This is a genomic window from Weissella minor, from assembly GCF_001437425.1.
Taxonomy (GTDB): domain Bacteria; phylum Bacillota; class Bacilli; order Lactobacillales; family Lactobacillaceae; genus Weissella; species Weissella minor.
Genome location: NZ_JQCD01000021.1, coordinates 144801 through 162756 on the forward strand (window position 1 = coordinate 144801; position 17956 = coordinate 162756).

12 protein-coding genes are annotated in these 17956 nt (G+C 40.3%); 10 read left to right on the top strand and 2 right to left on the bottom strand.

Features of this window, described 5'->3' with window-relative positions; all coding sequences use genetic code 11:
• Nucleotides 1-210: 210 nt before the first annotated feature.
• Nucleotides 211-822: a 30S ribosomal protein S4 gene (gene rpsD / locus IV67_RS03095; RefSeq protein WP_057787006.1), complete on the top strand. Its 612-nt coding sequence runs from the start codon at nt 211-213 to the stop codon at nt 820-822.
• 252 nt (nt 823-1074) lie between these two features.
• Nucleotides 1075-2829, top strand: a complete 1755-nt coding sequence (locus tag IV67_RS03100; RefSeq protein ID WP_057787008.1) for a septation ring formation regulator EzrA — start codon at nt 1075-1077, stop codon at nt 2827-2829.
• Nucleotides 2830-2935: 106 nt separating this feature from the next.
• Here IV67_RS03100 and IV67_RS03105 read toward each other — a convergent pair whose 3' ends face one another.
• Nucleotides 2936-4243, bottom strand: coding sequence for an NCS2 family permease (locus tag IV67_RS03105; protein WP_057787010.1), 1308 nt, complete (start codon nt 4241-4243; stop codon nt 2936-2938).
• Between the two features lie 267 nt (nt 4244-4510).
• Between IV67_RS03105 and IV67_RS03110 the strand changes: the two genes are divergently transcribed.
• Entirely contained in the window at nt 4511-5806 is a 1296-nt protein-coding gene (locus IV67_RS03110; RefSeq protein WP_057787012.1) for an adenylosuccinate synthase, read from the top strand.
• Between the two features lie 3 nt (nt 5807-5809).
• The gene (locus IV67_RS03115; protein ID WP_057787014.1) at nt 5810-6349 is read left to right on the top strand and encodes a phosphoribosyltransferase; all 540 of its coding nucleotides are present in this window, start codon (nt 5810-5812) and stop codon (nt 6347-6349) included.
• 33 nt (nt 6350-6382) lie between these two features.
• Here IV67_RS03115 and IV67_RS03120 read toward each other — a convergent pair whose 3' ends face one another.
• Nucleotides 6383-7336, bottom strand: a complete 954-nt coding sequence (locus IV67_RS03120) for a hypothetical protein (protein WP_057787016.1) — start codon at nt 7334-7336, stop codon at nt 6383-6385.
• A 200-nt stretch (nt 7337-7536) separates the two neighbouring features.
• On the opposite strand from IV67_RS03120, the gene IV67_RS03125 reads away from it, so the two are divergent.
• The 6 genes from IV67_RS03125 (at nt 7537) to IV67_RS03150 (ending at nt 17719) form a co-directional block, all read left to right on the top strand.
• Entirely contained in the window at nt 7537-8355 is an 819-nt protein-coding gene (locus IV67_RS03125; RefSeq protein WP_057787018.1) for a Cof-type HAD-IIB family hydrolase, read from the top strand.
• A gap of 101 nt (nt 8356-8456) precedes the next feature.
• A complete protein-coding gene (locus tag IV67_RS03130) occupies nt 8457-9245 on the top strand; it encodes an isoprenyl transferase (RefSeq protein ID WP_057787020.1) in 789 nt (262 codons plus the stop codon).
• 18 nt (nt 9246-9263) lie between these two features.
• Complete coding sequence (locus IV67_RS03135) at nt 9264-10058, top strand: phosphatidate cytidylyltransferase (RefSeq protein WP_057787022.1); 795 nt, start codon at nt 9264-9266, stop codon at nt 10056-10058.
• 139 nt (nt 10059-10197) lie between these two features.
• Nucleotides 10198-11454 carry an RIP metalloprotease RseP gene (gene rseP, locus IV67_RS03140; protein ID WP_057787024.1) on the top strand — a complete coding sequence of 419 codons (1257 nt, stop codon included), beginning with the start codon at nt 10198-10200 and terminating at the stop codon, nt 11452-11454.
• A gap of 123 nt (nt 11455-11577) precedes the next feature.
• A complete protein-coding gene (locus tag IV67_RS03145; RefSeq protein WP_057787026.1) occupies nt 11578-13299 on the top strand; it encodes a proline--tRNA ligase in 1722 nt (573 codons plus the stop codon).
• Between the two features lie 97 nt (nt 13300-13396).
• Nucleotides 13397-17719 (top strand): PolC-type DNA polymerase III, encoded by a 4323-nt coding sequence (locus tag IV67_RS03150; RefSeq protein ID WP_057787028.1) that lies wholly within the window; start codon nt 13397-13399, stop codon nt 17717-17719.
• Nucleotides 17720-17956: the final 237 nt, after the last annotated feature.

A 17956-nucleotide genomic window follows, 5' to 3' on the forward strand; every position in this document is an offset into this window, starting at 1 on the left:
CTTGCTTATAGCAGTCTTTTTTGTTATTATTAAAACACTGTTGAAAACTGCAGCGGATTAACCGCAGCTCGTCAACAATTTGCCGACCTACCGTTGAGTAGAGAACATTACTAGTAGCCGCGCTGCAGTGGTGAAGGTGTGGGCAAATTGCCGAATGTGAGTTAATTCTCTAGAATTCAACAAAAATTAAAATTCTGGAGGACATTTAATATGTCACGTTATACTGGTCCTAAGTACCGTTTGTCACGTCGTCTAGGCGTTTCATTGTCAGGTACAGGAAAAGAACTTGCTCGTCGTAGCTATGCACCTGGTGATCACGGTCAAGGCCGTCGTTCAAAGCCATCTGACTATGGTCTACAATTGGCTGAAAAGCAAAAGGTTCGTTTTACTTACGGATTGACTGAAAAGCAATTCCACAACTTGTTCAACAAGGCCGGACGTATCCGTAAGGGTACTCACGGTGATAACTTCATGATCTTGTTGGAACGTCGTTTGGACAACATTGTTTACCGTTTGGGATTGGCTTCAACTCGCCAACAAGCGCGTCAACTTGTAAACCACGGTCACATTTTGGTTGATGGTAAGCGTGTGGATATTCCTTCATACGAAGTTGCTGTTGGACAAGAAATCACTGTTCGTGAAAAGTCACAAAACAACGTTTACATCCAAGCTTCATTGGATGGTCAAGCTGGTACTTTGCCATTCGTTGAATTCAATCGCGATGAAATGAAGGGATCACTTGTTCGTTTCCCTGAACGTTCAGAATTGGATCACGATTACAACGAATCACTAATCGTTGAATACTACAACCGTTTGGGATAATTTTAAAATTTATCGTTTTAGCGGTTTACAAAAAAAGCATGACAGAAATGTCATGCTTTTTTTGTTGTCTATGATGCAGTGACATCTGTAACAGGTTTGCAATCAATTAAAAAAAAGTAAAGAACCCCAAGTAAAGCTAAAAACCTTGATAAAATTCCCCATTTAATGAAAGAGCATGATAGGCTATAAATAATTATAAATCTGGGATAAAAGGAGTTTGGTAATTGAAGGCAATTGCCAGGATGATGTGTAATGAATCAAATTGGACATATTGTAATCGGTCTAATTGTCGTCTCTGCTGCGATTTACCTCATTATCTTTATTTCACAACGGTTAACTGCGCGTAAGGTTGCTAAATTAAAGCAAGAAAAAAACGAATTGATGGAAATTCCAATGCGCGATCGCATTGTTGAAGGACGTCAATTGAGTTTAACGGGCCAGTCGTTACAACAATTTGAAATTTTAGAGCGAAAATATGAGCAGTTAGAAAAACATGGTTTTGATGACATTGAAGAACAAGCGAATCAAGTATTGTATGACTCGCAAGGGATTAACTTTGTTAAAGCCGCTCAGTCGTTAAAGCAACTACAGCAACAAGTGCGAGATGCTAAAACAACGATTGATATTGTTAATCAAGGGTTAGACGACCTCAAACAATTAGATACAGCGCATAAGCAAGCTGTTAAAGATTTGGAAAGCGAATACCAAAACTTACGAAAAATTTTGTTGTCAGAAAGTTTTCAATTCGGACCAGCGATTGATAAATTGGAAGATGTGCTTAGTTCACTAGAAGATGATTTTGCTGAATTTGCACGTTTAACTGAACGTGGTGATCATGCAGCGGCAGCAGATATTTATGAATCATTAGGGATGGAAACGACACAACTGGAACAACGCATTGATCAAATTCCGGATTTGTTTGAAACATTGGATACAACCATTCATGAGCAATTGATTGAATTGAATGCAACTTATAATCGATTAAATGATGATGGATTTAAATTCGATCGGGATATTGCTGCGGAGTTGGATGGGCTAGAGCAGGAACGCCAAGAGGCTTTGCAGGCGCTTGCTGATTTAACTTTGAAAAAAGTGTCAGAACAAATCGATGTCCTACGTGAAAAAATTGAAAATCTATATGCAACTTTAGAAACTGAAATGCATGCATCTCAGACGGTTGCACAAAACAGTCAGGAATTAACTGAAGGTCTACGTCAAAATAAATTGCTCAATCATGATTTAAATATTGAATTAGACCGTTTGACACAAGATTATATTTTTGCAAAAGATGAAGATGGGCAAGTTCGAAGCTGGCACTTACAATTGTCAAATGTTGAACGTGGCTTGAATGATCTACATGATGCGATTGAGCAAAATGCAGTCGTTTTCTCACAGGTCATTGAACCACAAGATGAGATGCGTGAAGAGTTAGTGCGCATTGAAACGGAACAACAAGACTTGTGGCAAGAATTTGCTGAACTACCAGTTCGTCATCAACACCTTAAGAGTCGCTTGATTTATTTGAAGAATAAAATGCGTCAAATTCAACGTCGGGTTGAGCGTCAAGGCCTTAGTGGTTTATCTGCTAAATATCAATCTGATTTCTATACCGTGTCAGATGAGCTTGGGCGTTCTGAACAACAATTAGATGCACCACGAGTAAATGTTGACGATGTTGAGCGACAATTGGCCATTGTGAATACTGATTTAGATTCACTTAATGAAGATACTGAACAAATGCTTGAAGCAGCAGCCGTAACAGAGCGATTGGTGCGTAAAGCGCAAAATTATCCAGATGATCCACAGATTGTAGAAGCGACGCAACAAGCGCGTTATTACTATGAGAATGAGTTTGATTATAATCAAGCAATGACGATTTTAGGTGATGCCTTAGATGCGGTTGAGCCAGGAATCCAAGAGCGGACAACGCAAACGTATCGCCAAGAACAAACGGCGTTACAAGAAGAATTTGCGGAGAAAGATTTAAAGGGTCAATCATCATTTTAAAAAACACACTTCTATTGGAAGTGTGTTTTTTAATGGCGTATCTCTAGCCATGCAAATAGCCCCCAAAGACCGGTTTGTGGTCCTTGGGGGCGTTTTTATTTAGATTTTAATGCATTGTTAGATATAAGAATAGTAAGAAGATGATTGCTAAGACGTACATCAGTGGTTGTACTTGTTTAGCACGCTTAGTGGCCATCATGGTAATTGGATAAACGATGAAACCTAATGCAATTCCATCTGAGATTGAATAGGTAAGGGGCATACCGATGATAATCAAGAAGGCAGGCGCGGCAATGGCGAAATCATCCCAATTAATATCACGTAAGTTTGATGCCATTAATACACCAACAACAATCAAAGCCGGAGCTGTCACTTCAGGTGTCACCACTGTTAGAAGCGGTGAGAAAAGAAGTGCGAAGATGAAGAGGACTCCGGTAGTAACGGCTGAGATTCCACTACGACCTCCAACGGCCATTCCAGCGGATGATTCAACATAGGCTGATGTAGGTGATGTTCCAAGTACCGCACCAGTCGTCATACCAATGGCATCGGCCATCAAAGCACTACCGGCACGTGGCATCTTGTTGTCTTTCATAAATCCAGCTTGAGTTGCCAAACCAATCATGGTTCCGGCGGTATCAAAGAAAGTAACAATCAAGAATGTTAGTACAACAATCCAAAGTTGCAATGAATTGATATCGCCCAAATGGGCAATCGCAACACCAAAAGTTGGCTCGAGCGAAGGTGCAGTTGAAATAAGTTGGTGGGGCATGTCAATTAAGCCAAATACCATTCCAACAATAGTTGTTAAGATCATACCGATAAAAATAGCAGCGGGTGTTTTACGTGCCATTAGGACAAACGTTACAATCACACCAAAGATTGCCAAAAGGGTTGTTGGAGCACCAAGACTACCAATACCAACTAAGGTTGCATCGTTTTTAGCGATGATACCGGCATTAACCAAACCAAGAAAAGCGATAAACATACCAATTCCAGCGGCAATCGCAATTTTTAAATCTTCGGGAATCATATCAATGATAATTTCACGAATTTTGAATAGGCTAAGCAATAAGAAAATTAAAGCGGCAACCAGAACACCAGCGATGGCTGTTTCCCAAGGGATGCCCATCCCGATGACAACTGAGTAGGCAAAGAAAGCATTAACACCTAGGCCAGGGGCAATCCCGATGGGATAGCGGGCAACCACCCCCATGAAGATTGTGGCGATGGCACTAGCTAACGCAGTGGCCGTGAAAACGGCGCCTTTGTCCATACCAGCAGCTCCCAACACAGTGGGGTTTAAGAACAAAATATACGCCATTGAGACGAACGTTGTTAATCCGGCAACGATTTCGGTTCTAAAGTTCGTGTTTAACTCTTTAAACTGAAAGTATTCGCGAATGTTATCCATTATATCCTCCGAAAATGTATCTATTAAATTCGTAACAGAAACATAGTTTAAGCTTAAACGAGATATAAGTCAACTAAAACACGAACTTTATCTATTAAAAAATACCAAAACATCGCAATTACACCAACATTAGTGATGTTGTGCTTGAAAGTGATATTGTTTGTTGTTAAAATAGAAATATACGGGTAATGGAATTTAATGTTCGTTTTTCATTATTCAAATTGAGAAGTTAATGCATATGCAAGTCAGAAATGAGGGGTCCAAATAATGGCAGGAATCGTTGTAGTTGGTAGTCAATGGGGTGATGAAGGTAAAGGTAAAATCACCAATTTTATCGCACAAGATGCTGACATGGTTGTCCGTTACCAAGGTGGTAACAATGCTGGGCATACGATTTATGTTGATGGTGAGAAATTTGAACTATCAGCCGTACCATCAGGAATTTTTAATCCAGAACGTTTAGCCGTAATTGGAAACGGGTCTGTTGTAAATCCAAAGGCTTTAATTGAAGAATTGGCATCAATTCAAGAAAAAAATATCACGACTGACAATTTACGTATTTCAGATCGTGCGCATGTGATTTTCCCATACCACATTTTGATTGACCAATTGTCTGACGCTAAAAAGGGCGATGGTAAAATTGGAACAACTGGTCGTGGAATTGGACCAGCTTATATGGACAAAGCAGCGCGTGTCGGGATTCGAATGGTTGATTTATTGGATCCAGAAATTTTGCGCGAACGTCTAAGCGTTGTTTTAGCTGACAAGAATGAATTACTAGAAAAGATTTATGACCACGAACCACTTGACTTAGATGCATTAGTTGAGGAATTCGTCGGTTACGGAGAAACTTTACGTCCTTATATTACGGATACAGCTGTTTTGGTAAATGATTACCTTGATACAGATAAGCAAGTTTTGCTTGAAGGTGCGCAAGGCGCAATGCTTGATATTGATCATGGAACATATCCATATGTTACATCATCATCACCAGTTGGTGGTGGGGCAACGATTGGTGCTGGAATTGGTCCAACCAAGATTGACCGTGTTGTCGGGGTTGCTAAGGCTTATACATCACGTGTGGGGGATGGTCCATTCCCAACTGAATTATTTGATGAAGTTGGTGATACAATTCGTGAAGTTGGTCATGAATATGGTGTTGTCACAAAGCGTCCACGTCGTATTGGTTGGTTAGATACAGTTGTCTTACGCCATGCGGCCCGTATTGGTGGCTTCACACATCTATCATTGAATTCATTGGATGTGCTATCTGGTTTGCCAGTATTGAAGATTGCTGTGGCTTACGAATTGGATGGTAAGCAAGTTGAATCATATCCAGCAAGTTTGGCTGAAGTTCGTCGTGCCACACCAGTTTATGAAGAACTTCCAGGATGGGATGAAGATATTACTGGCATTCGTCGTCGTGAAGACTTGCCTGAAAATGCGCAAAATTATCTTAACCGCGTTGAAGCATTGATTGGTGTGCCACTATATACATTTGCAGTTGGTCCATCAAACGAACAAACAACGGTGCTATTTGATATTTGGAACGAAGAGGCTTAATGCATGAAGTATAATTTGCAACGAACAATTTTAACTCCTGAAGATATTCAAGCAATGGTCGCACGTGTGGCAGATGAAATTAATACGGCAACTGCTGGCGAGGAACTCGTGGTTGTTGGTGTGATGAAGGGTGCTTACATTTGGATGGCCGACTTGTTGCGGGCTATGGGCCGACACGATGATGTGTTAATGGATTATATTGATGTTTCTAGTTATGTTGGTGATAGTTCATCCGGACATATTACGATTCAACGTGATCTGAAAACAGATTTAGCTGGGAAGAATGTCTTGATTTTAGATGAAGTGGTTGATACTGGTCTAACTTTACGTTATCTAAAGGCAGATTTCGAACATCGTGGGGCTAAAAACGTGTTAATTGCGGTCGCGACAGATAAGCGTCCAGAAGGTTATATGGGTGGCGTTGAAGTTGATTTTGTTGGCGCGAAAGTACCTAATGAATTTTTGGTCGGTTACGGAATGGATTATAATGAAAAATTCCGAAGTATGGACTCAGTTAAAGTATTGGAATTAATTGAAGACTAAAGAAAAAAGGATTCTCGATTGAGAATCCTTTTTTTAGCGTTGTTGTAAGAAAATCACCAGGACAGTAATCATTTCAAGGAATGATAAAATCCCCATGCGATACTTAAGCTTTAAGTCAAAATTGATAAGCACCATCCAAGTGAAGATGATCAAGATGACTGCGGATAGTGTCCATAGATTCCATGGAAGACTTAAGACAACTAAGAGTAAGACAATTCCAAAGATTAACCCGGTGACACGTTTTTCTGTACCATAAGGAATGAAAATACTGCTCATATAGTACAAATAACTTAAGAAAAGTGGCACTAGACTTAAAATAAATGGTGGTGTCAAAAATGTGTTTTGTTGATAAAAAATGACAACCGGCAATGAGAGTGTCGATAAGCCTGAATATAAAATCAGTCCTAAAATATTTTTTAAGTTTAGCCAAGGAATATTAATCAAAAATAGACTAACTGGGAGTAGCGCCAGTAAGATGACTTGTTGTCCCGTCATTTCTTGATATAAGAAATAGATAAAGCCGATCGGAATTAAAATGAAAATGTAATTAAGTCGGACCGTGATCCCTTGGGCGAAAGTGAAATAAGTTGCAATTGCTAAGAGAACACTGTAGGTAACAAGGAGTGGGCTTTGTTGTAAAGGCCCACCAACCAGTTGTTTGGAATAAATAAAAGGATAAATCCACCAAATAGCCAATTGTGAGAGGGTTGAAATGACAAGTAAAATCCAAAAAATCTTATCCCGGTAAATGCTTTTTTGGACACGCATGGGCGTGTTCTTGTGATGCGTTTGTGGTTGCGCCTCTTCAGTCTTTTTTGTTTTAGGCGGCTTTTTGACACTATGGGTCGTTTTAGTCGTTTGCTTCTTTTCTTTCTTTTCTTTCTTAGTCTGTGTTGGCGCCTTTTTATCGTTAGTTTGTGCTGTGGTTTCTTGCGGGTCATCTAATTGGCCCAATCGTTTTAAGCGGTCTGCATATTCTTTGTCCATAAAGAGACCCTTTCCATATATTTTTAGTATAAATTATAATTTAGTCACAAACTTAATTTTAACATAAAGTCATGGGAATACTGTGAATAAGTCTTGAAAAAACTGGCATTCTTGGCAGGAGACGTTTAAAATGGGAATGGTTTACTGATATTTAGAAAGAATAGCAAAAAGATAAAGAAAAATGAATAAAGGAGGCTTTCATGGGCGTTAAATTAATTGCAACTGACTTAGATGGCACTTTATTGAATGATGAAAAAACTTTTGATACTGTCTGGATGAAAACATTGTTGGATCGGATGGAAGCACAAAATATTCGCTTTGTTGCCGCGAGCGGGAATCAAAAAGTGAAATTGGCCGCTTACTTTGAATCGGTGGGGGCGGATCGGATTACGTATATCTCTGACAATGGGGCTTTGGTCTCACAGGGTGACGAGATTATTAGTGAACAAGCTTTGACAGCAGATCAAGTTGCCCGTGTTTTGACATGGAATGCAAAAAATCATCCGGTTGATGAAAATTTGGTTATGTTGTCGGGTGCAAAAGGGGCCTATGTCTCTAACCATGCCACTGAAGAAGTGATTGAGATGAGTCGCTTTTTCTTCCCTAATTTACAACAAGTTGAAAAATTTAATGAAATTGATGATGATATTTTCCGTGTTTCTTTGATTTGGGAACAGTCGGTTGATGTTAAACCTGAGATTGATGAATTGAAAGCTGAATTTGGGAATGAATTACATACAACGGGGTCTGGCTTTGGATCAGTGGACTTGTTGGCACCAAATGTGAACAAACGAACTGGTCTAGAAACGCTTGCAGCCCATTTTGATATTCAACCAGACGAAATGGTTGCCCTTGGCGATAATGATAATGATTTAGAAATGTTGCGTTATGTTGGGCGCCCATTTGTGATGCCTAATGCTGAGCAGTTTATGCACGATCGGATTCAAACCCAGGCCCTTGCTGATAATAATCACGATGGCGTGCTTAAGACAATTGAAGCCATCTTAGATGGTAAGTAAAGGTGATTTTTAGATAAATTTATATCTATTCACGTAAATTTACTGCTAAGATATACATGACGTTAACCATTGACAAATAAACTAATGGCGGAGGAAATGCCATGATTTTTAATCGTTCAAAATCAGAAACACTTTTAGACAACGCGGAATTGGATATGGAACGTATTCCAGAACACGTTGCAATGATTATGGATGGAAATGGCCGTTGGGCTAAAAAAAGAAATATGCCGCGTGTGGCCGGACATCAACAGGGAATGGAAGTTGTTAAAACTGTTGCTAAAGCGGCTGCACAGCGTGGTGTGAAAGTGCTAACGTTGTATGCATTTTCAACTGAAAACTGGAAGCGTCCTGAAGATGAAGTTGGCTTTTTGATGAAGTTACCGGGTCGTTTTTTCGATACATTTATTCCTGAAATCAAAGCGAATAATATTCGCGTTGAAATTATTGGAGAGATTGATGGCGTACCGGCTGATACAAAACGAGTTGTGCTAAACGCTGTTGAGCAAACGGCAGATAATACGGGGATGATTTTAAACTTTGCGTTGAATTATGGATCGCGGGCTGAAATTGTTGACGGTATCAAGGAAATGGCCTTAGCTGTACAACAGGGTGAGTTAGCAATTGATGATATAACTGAAGCGACGGTCAGTGAACATTTGATGACTGCGCAATTGGGGGCTTTAGCTGATCCGGATTTGTTAATTCGAACGGGTGGCGAACAACGGTTATCTAATTTTTTGATGTGGCAGTCCGCCTATTCAGAATTTATTTTTATGGATACACTTTGGCCTGATTTAACAGCAGATATATTTGATGAAACATTATTGACATTCCAGCAGCGCAATCGGCGTTTTGGTGGATTAGCTGAAAATAATAGTGATAAGAAATAGGAATAGGGAGTTGGATTTATGCGTACGAGAGTAATAACAGCGATTGTTGCATTGGCAATTTTTTTGCCAATTGTTTTCGCTGGAGGAATTTGGATTCAAATTTTAGCAGCTTTATTGGCTGTCATTGCAACTGGTGAAATTGTCATGATGCATCGCACATTATTGGTTGATTTTGGTGCGATTTTAGCGATGCTAGGTGCAGCGATTATGACTTTGCCTTCAGAATTTATGACAGCGTTGAATGCGCCGGTTATTATGCATCGCTCAACGATGTTATATGTGTTTGTTTTGTTGATGCTTGTACATACAGTTTTGGCAAAAAACAAATTTAATTTCGAAGATGCCGGGGTATTTACCTTAGCGATGATGTATATCGGACTTGGTTTCCACATGTTCGTGCAAGCCCGTTTTGCCGGACTAGGGGCCTTGTTCTTTGTGCTATTGATTGTTTGGACGACTGATTCAGGGGCATATATGATTGGCCGTAAAATTGGAAAGACCAAGTTGGCGCCTGCCATTAGCCCAAACAAAACTTGGGAAGGTTCAATTGGTGGAACCCTTGTTGCTGTTCTTGTCGCAGCGGTTTATGCTTACTTTGTACCACTTCAATTTAGTTGGGGTGTGATGGTCTTCATTAGTCTATTGGTTTCAATTTCTGGTCAATTCGGTGATTTGATTGAATCAGCTTTGAAGCGTTTCTATAAGGTGAAGGATTCAGGAACAATTTTGCCTGGACACGGTGGTATTTTGGATCGTTTTGATTCAATGTTAATCGCTTTCCCTGTTTTCTATTTGCTAGGTGGCATGGGTTAAACAATGATTTTTAGAGAGCTTAATCCATTGGATTAGGCTTTTTTTAAAGCATAATTTTTTATAAAGTACGTGCGTTCAGCCGGGTGGATATATTAAACTGGACAACAGATAGATAAAAATTAAAAAAATGGAGAAAATGATGCAAACATTAATCACGTTTATTTTGGTTTTTGGGGTTATCGTCATTGTGCATGAGTTTGGTCATTTTTATTTTGCTAAAAAATCAGGTGTCCGAGTTCGTGAATTTGCAATAGGCATGGGTCCAAAATTATTTCAAACGCAACGCAATGGAACGACTTATACGTTGCGAATTTTGCCAGTTGGTGGCTATGTACGGATGGCTAGCCGGGCCGAAGCGGAAGAAAATCCTTTGCAGCCAGGCATGACGGTGATGCTAGGGGTTGTCGATGGTGTCGTTGAAAAAATTAATTTAGCAGAACAAGTTGAAATTATCGGTGGCCGTGCCTTTACGGTTAATGATTTTGATTTAGTTGATGCATTGTTTATTGAGGGTTACTTCGAGAATGAAGAGACACTAACCCGCTTACCAGTTGATCATGATGCAAGTATGATTGAATCTGATGGTACTGAATTGTTGATTGCACCACGCGATACGCAATTTGAGTCCGCAAAATTATGGCAGCGTGCGTTGATTAATTTTGCCGGACCTTTAAACAATTTTTTGTTAACGATTGTGTTATTTACGGGTGTCGCCTTTGCAATGCCTGGGGTAACTACGACAACTTTGGATGAAGTACAATCTAATTCACCAGCGCTTCAAGCCGGTTTGAAGTCAGGTGATGACATCAAATCAATTGATGGTAAAAAAGTGCGTTCATGGCAAGATATGCAAACGATGGTTCAAGGCTCAAGTGCTGCGAGCTTAAAAATGACGTATGAACGTAACTCAAAGACGCAAACCGTGACGGTTAAACCACAAGCGAAGGAAATTCAAGGTCAGAAAGTCCGACAAATTGGGGTGACGCCAGAATTGACGAAAGCGCCAGGGGCGCGTTTGAATTATGCATGGCAAGTGACTAAGCAATCAGCCACACAAATTTGGCGGGCGATTATTGGCTTGTTCCAAAGCTTCTCACTAAATAAATTAGGTGGACCCGTTGCAATCTATAAGAATACTGAACAAGTCAGTTCATATGGCTTGATTAGTGTCATTAGTTTCACGGCGATGCTATCAATTAATTTGGGGATGATGAACTTACTACCAATTCCAGCTTTGGATGGTGGGAAGTTATTGTTGAATTTGATTGAGGCGATTTTCCGTCGTCCAATTTCTGAAAAAGTTGAAATGACTGTGACGATTGCTGGCGCAGCGTTGCTTGTCGTTTTGATGATTGCAGTGACCGGAAACGATTTATTCCGTTACTTTATTAAATAACAAATGAATGATAACTCACTTGAGTTATCATTTTATTTTTCTCAAAAATTCAGTTGTATGGTAAGATGTTTAGAAGAGTAGTTACGCAACTTATTGCGATTAAGGATGAGGTTTAGGAAATATATGAAACAGTCTAAAGTTTTTATTCCGACATTACGTGAAGTACCTGCGGATGCAGAAGTGATTTCACATCAAATGATGTTACGCGCTGGTTATATTCGCCCTGTATCAGCAGGAGTTTATGCCTATTTACCACTAGCACAACGCGTTTTAAATAAAATTGAAACGATCATTCGTGAAGAAATGGATCGAGCTGATGCAACTGAAATGTTAGCACCAACTTTGTTACCAGCCGAACTTTGGCAAGAATCTGGTCGATATGAAACATATGGTCCAAACTTGTTTAAGCTTAAGAATCGTCACAGTCGTGATATGATTTTAGGCCCAACTCATGAAGAAACAATGACGCAATTAATTCGTGATGACATCAAGTCATACAAGCGTTTGCCATTAACTTTGTACCAAATTCAAACAAAATATCGTGATGAAAATCGACCACGTTTTGGTTTGTTGCGTGGCCGTGAATTTATGATGCTTGATGCATATTCATTTTCAGTTGATGATGCTGGCTTGGATGACGCCTACGATCTTATGGAAAATGCATTCATCAAGATTTTTGATCGCATTGGATTGGATTATCGTGTGATTGTTGGTGATGCTGGAGCGATGGGTGGTTCAGATTCTAAGGAATTCTCAGCTCCCGCAGCTGCAGGTGAAGATGTGATTGCTTATTCAGATGCGTCTGATTATGCAGCTAATTTGGAAATGGCTAAAGATTTGTTTGTCTCAAACAAGTCACACGCGATTGCTGAAGATTGCTCAAAAATTGCCACACCTGATGTTAAGACAATTGAAGAATTAGCAGATTACCTACAAACAACACCTGATCAGCTGGTGAAAACACTGTTTATGTATGCTGATGACGAACCAGTGATGGTTTTGGTTCGAGGTGACTTTGAAGTGAACCCAGTTAAGGTCCAACATGTGACTGGTGCGCAAGAAGTACGTATGGCAACTGATGAAGAAGCCACAAATGTCTTAGGCTCATCGTTTGGATCACTTGGTCCAGTTGGCGTAGGTGAAGATGTAAAGATTATTGCCGATGAATGGGTAACTGACATGGTTAACCTAACCGTTGGTGCCAATGAAGCTGGTTTCCATTTCTTAAATGCAAATATTGATCGTGATTTCCGAATTGACGAAGTTGCAGATGTACGTTTGGCTCGTGAAGGTGACACAGCAATCGATGGAACTGGAACTTTGCAATTTACACCAGGAATTGAAATTGGCCATATCTTTAAGTTGGGAACGCGTTATTCAAAGTCTTTGGGTGCGCAAGTTCTTGATGCAAACGGTCGTCAAGCAGATGTAATCATGGGTAGTTATGGAATTGGTGTGTCACGTTTGTTGTCAGCCATTGCAGAACAAAATGCCGATGAGAATGGTTTGGCTTGGCCACGTGCGGTTGCGCCATGGGATATTCACTTGGTTCCAATCAAGTATAAGAATGAAGAACAACGTCAATTGACAGATCAAATCAATGATGCCTTAGAAGCAGCTGGTTATTCAGTGCTATTGGATGATCGTAATGAACGTCCAGGGGTTAAGTTTGCGGATTCTGATTTGATTGGTTTGCCAGTGCGTGTAACTGTTGGAAAGAAAGCTGACGAAGGTATTGTGGAAGTTAAACTACGCAAGGCTGAAGAAAGCATTGAAGTACGTGTTGATGAATTGGCAAATTCATTAAGTATTTTACTTGGTGAAACCCAAGCGGATGCGAACTAATTATAAAATAAGAAAAACCTAAGGATGCCTTGGGTTTTTTTATTTTCACAATGAGTTGGTATAATAGAGTGAATAAATTAAACGAAGGAGGCAACGAATGGCTTTAACAGCACAGGAACAATTTCAAACATTGTTAAATCAACTAGAGATTGAACCAATTCCCGAGAGTTTTCAAGGCGCAGCGTTGGAAAAGTTGATTGTCCACAAACAATCACGTGTCTGGCAATTTAACTTTCATTTTCAGACTTTACCAGCAGTTGCTGATTTTTCGAATCTTGTGAATCGCATGCAAACAACTTTTGCCGCCATTGCACAGAGTACTTTTCAAATCACTTTAGAACAGCAACCAAACTTAAATGAAATTGTTGATTATTGGTCTTGGACCTTGCAACAGTGCCAACAAAAGTCGGGGGCTTTTCAGCGTGCATTTTCGCAAGTGATGCCTGAAATTCGCAATGACCATTTGTTGTTGGTATTCGAAAATGAAGCCTGGGCCCGTTATGCGCATCAAACAGGCATGGCGATTATTAATGCGGCTTACCATCGTTTAGGGTTAACGCAGGATTTGCCAATTCAAATTGATTTTGATGAGCAAAAAGCAGCTGAATCTGCAGCGCAGATGGCGATGCAACGGGCACAGCAAGAGCAAGATATTGCCCAACAAGCGAAAGTTCAAATTGAGCAAGCGCAGCAGCAACGCAAACAAGCAAATAATGCCAAACCGGCCAAAGCAAATTCGGACAAAGCTCTGGGCCGTAAAATTGCGAGTGATAGTGTCCCAACGCCAATGATTGAAATTGAAGATGAAGAGCGTTCAATTATTGTTGAAGGGTATATTTTTGCGTCTGAAATTCGTGAACTAAAATCAGGGCGTCAATTAATTACGTTAAAAGTAACGGATTATACGAGTTCATTTATTCTAAAGAAGTTTTCGCGTGATGAAGGGGATGAAGAGTTCTTTGAGAAGTTGAAGGTGGGTGCTTGGATTCGCGCACGTGGGCCGATTCAACAAGATGACTTTGTGCGTGACTTGACGATGAATGCTTATGATATTGAATTAATTAAGCATGCAGCACGTCAAGATACGTATCAGGGTGAACGAAAGCGTGTTGAATTACATACACATTCACTTATGTCAACGATGGATGCAACGAACAGTATCGGTGAGTATGTGAAGCAAGCCGCTGCTTGGGGCATGGAAGGGATTGCCATTACGGATACTGCTGGGGCCCAAGGTTTTCCTGAAGCTGCCAGTTCGGCCGCTAAAAATGGCATCAAGATGGCGTATGGTGTTGAAGTTAACTTAGTTGAAGATGGTGAGCCGATTGTCTTAAATCCACAACATAAAGTGTTGGATGGTGCTGAATATGTGGTATTTGATATTGAGACCACTGGTTTGTCAGCAGCTTATGATCGAATCATTGAACTGTCAGCTGTGAAGATGCAAAAAGGCAATGTCATTGCTGAGTTTTCTGAGTTTATTGACCCTGGCTTTTCTTTGAGTGAAACAACGGTTAATTTGACATCAATTACGGATGCAGATGTGCAGGGGTCTAAACCTGAAAAACAAGTGCTAGAAGAATTCCGTGAATTTTATGGTGATGATATTTTAGTTGGACACAATGTGACTTTTGACGTGGACTTTGTGAACGAGGCTTATGTGCGTTACGACATGGAAGTGATCGAAAATGCGGTTATTGATACGTTGCCCTTAGCACGATTGCTTTATCCAACAATGCGTTCATATCGTTTGAATACATTGGCGAAGCATTTTAGTGTCAATTTGGAACATCATCACCGTGCGATTTATGACGCGGAAACAACGGGGCATTTGAATCAAATTTTCTTGGCGCAAGCAAATGAAGATTTTGGTGTGACTTATGCTGATGAATTGAATGACCATATGACGGATAATGATGCCTGGCGTCATGGACGTCCACATAAGGCTGTTTTGATGATTCAGCACCAACAAGGGGTTAAAAATCTGTATAAACTACTTTCTAAATCAAATACAGATTATTTTTATCGTGTGCCACGTGTGCCGCGTTCGCTTTTGAACGAGTATCGTGATGGGTTGTTAGTTGGAACAGGTGATACCTCAGGTGATTTCTGGGAAGCTTTGATGCAAAAAGGTGTTGCTGAAGCGACTAATAAGGCCAAGTATTATGATTATATTGAAATTCACCCTTCTGCTAATTACCAAGCCGCGATTGAAGCCGAATTAATTCAAAATGAAGCACGTTTACGAGAATTGATGCAACAAGCAGTCGCAATTGGTGAAAAATTGGATAAGCCAGTTGTTGTGACTGGAGATGTACATTATTTGAATCCTGAAGATGCGATTTATCGTAAAGTTTTGATTAGTTCACAAGGGGGCGCGAACCCGCTTAATCGTTATAGCTTACCGGATTTACATTTTAGAACGACGCAAGAAGTCTTAGACGACTTTGCGTGGATGGGTGAAGAGCAAGCTAAACAATTAGTGATTGAAAATCCACACCGTGTGTTGGATATGATTGATGAAGTTGAAGCAATTAAGTCGGGAAACTATCCACCTAATATGCCAACGGCTGAAGATGAAATTAAACAAAGAACCTATGACACTGCGTATCAAATGTATGGTAAGCCGTTGCCGGCATTGATTGAGGCTAGAATTGAACAAGAATTGAAGTCGATTATTTCCAATGGTTTCTCGGTTATTTATTTAGTGGCCCAACGTTTAGTGGCTAAATCGAATAAAGACGGGTATCTGGTTGGGTCGCGTGGTTCGGTCGGCTCATCATTAGTTGCCTTGCTGATTGGGGTGACCGAAGTGAATGCTTTGCCACCGCATTATCGTAGTGAAAATGGTGATTATGTTGAATTTGCTGATCCACGAAAATATGAATCTGGTTATGATTTGCCGGAGAAGTTCAGTCCGATTGACGGAACACGTTTAATTGGTGATGGTCATAATATCCCCTTTGCGACTTTCTTGGGATTTAAAGGAAACAAGGTTCCGGATATTGATTTGAATTTCTCGGGAGACTATCAACCATATGCCCATAATTATATGAAATCGTTATTCGGTGAGAATAATGTGTTTCGTGCTGGAACGATTGCGACAGTCGCTGATAAAACAGCCTACGGTTATGCCAAGGCATATGAACGTGAACATGAGTTGCATTTACGTGGGGCTGAAATTGATCGCTTGGCTGCAGGTGCAACTGGTGTTAAACGTACAACTGGGCAACATCCAGCGGGAATCTTAATTGTGCCGGATGATATGGAAATTTATGATTTTACGCCAATTCAATTTCCGGCCGATGATCTTTCGGCAACATGGCTGACAACCCACTTTGATTTCCACTCAATTCACGATAATATCCTAAAGATGGATATCTTGGGACATGATGATCCAACGATGATTCGTGCGCTACAAGATATGTCTGGGATTGATCCGACGACGATTCCAATGGATGACCCAGGTGTGATGAGCTTATTTTCGTCACCAGATGCCTTGGGTGTCACGGAAGAGCAAATCATGTCAAAGACAGGAACGCTAGGTGTGCCTGAATTTGGAACGGCGTTTGTGCGAGGGATGTTAGAAGAAACCCATCCGAAGAACTATTCTGAATTGCTACAAATTTCTGGACTTTCCCACGGAACTGATGTGTGGCGTGGAAATGCTGACGAATTGATTAAAGATGGTGTGGCTGATATTGGAACCGTTATTGGAACGCGTGACAAAATCATGACCGACTTAATTAATTATGGGGTACAACCTGAGTCTTCATTCCAAATCATGGAAAAGGTTCGTAAAGGAAAAGGTGTCTCTGAAGAGTATCAGGCAGAAATGCGTGCCGCTGGTGTACCGGAATGGTATATTGAATCATGTTTCAAGATTAAGTATATGTTCCCACGTGCCCACGCGGCGGCCTATGTCTTAATGGCATTGCGAATTGCCTACTATAAGGTTTATTTCCCAATGCTTTACTATTGTGCTTATTTCTCGGTCCGTGCAACCAACTTCGATATTGTGTCGATGTCGCGTGGATTGAATTCAACTAAATCAAAAATTCAAGAAATTCGTAGTCAGGGAAATGAGGCTTCTGCTAAAGATAAAGACTTAATGACAGTCTTAGAATTGGCCAATGAAGCACTAGAACGTGGCTATGATTTCAGTATGGTTGATTTATATAAGTCTGATTCAGAAGAATGGAAGATTGATGGGAATACATTGATTGCACCGTTTAACTCTGTACCAGGATTGGGTGATAACGTTGCCAAGCGTATCGTTGCCGCTCGTGCAGAAGGAGAATTCTTATCAAAGGAAGATCTTGCCCAACGTGGTGGGGTGTCTAAGACGTTGATGGATTTCTTTAATGAAAATGGTGTGCTTGAGGGGATGCCAGATGAAAATCAATTAGCATTGTTTTAAAATAAAAAGTCGGCCATGGGCCGGCTTTTTTTAATGTTCACTTATTTTGTTTAAATATTAGGAGTTGACGAACGTTCGTTAATAGGGTAATATAGATTTCGTTGATAAGTTGTTTACGCGAAGCCGTAAACGAGGCGAAAAAAACAATTTGAAAAAGTTGTTGACATTCATTTATCAACTGTGTATTATTAATTAAGTTGTCGCAAGCAAGTTGCTTGACCAACAAGTAGATCATTG

What these genes read in the sequence shown, in the direction of transcription:
- rpsD (WP_057787006.1), top strand. Translation starts at nt 211, where the DNA reads ATGTCACGTTATACTGGTCCTAAGTACCGTTTGTCACGTCGTCTAGGC.
- IV67_RS03100 (WP_057787008.1), top strand. Translation starts at nt 1,075, where the DNA reads ATGAATCAAATTGGACATATTGTAATCGGTCTAATTGTCGTCTCTGCT.
- IV67_RS03105 (WP_057787010.1), bottom strand. Translation starts at nt 4,243, where the DNA reads ATGGATAACATTCGCGAATACTTTCAGTTTAAAGAGTTAAACACGAAC.
- IV67_RS03110 (WP_057787012.1), top strand. Translation starts at nt 4,511, where the DNA reads ATGGCAGGAATCGTTGTAGTTGGTAGTCAATGGGGTGATGAAGGTAAA.
- IV67_RS03115 (WP_057787014.1), top strand. Translation starts at nt 5,810, where the DNA reads ATGAAGTATAATTTGCAACGAACAATTTTAACTCCTGAAGATATTCAA.
- IV67_RS03120 (WP_057787016.1), bottom strand. Translation starts at nt 7,336, where the DNA reads ATGGACAAAGAATATGCAGACCGCTTAAAACGATTGGGCCAATTAGAT.
- IV67_RS03125 (WP_057787018.1), top strand. Translation starts at nt 7,537, where the DNA reads ATGGGCGTTAAATTAATTGCAACTGACTTAGATGGCACTTTATTGAAT.
- IV67_RS03130 (WP_057787020.1), top strand. Translation starts at nt 8,457, where the DNA reads ATGATTTTTAATCGTTCAAAATCAGAAACACTTTTAGACAACGCGGAA.
- IV67_RS03135 (WP_057787022.1), top strand. Translation starts at nt 9,264, where the DNA reads ATGCGTACGAGAGTAATAACAGCGATTGTTGCATTGGCAATTTTTTTG.
- rseP (WP_057787024.1), top strand. Translation starts at nt 10,198, where the DNA reads ATGCAAACATTAATCACGTTTATTTTGGTTTTTGGGGTTATCGTCATT.
- IV67_RS03145 (WP_057787026.1), top strand. Translation starts at nt 11,578, where the DNA reads ATGAAACAGTCTAAAGTTTTTATTCCGACATTACGTGAAGTACCTGCG.
- IV67_RS03150 (WP_057787028.1), top strand. Translation starts at nt 13,397, where the DNA reads ATGGCTTTAACAGCACAGGAACAATTTCAAACATTGTTAAATCAACTA.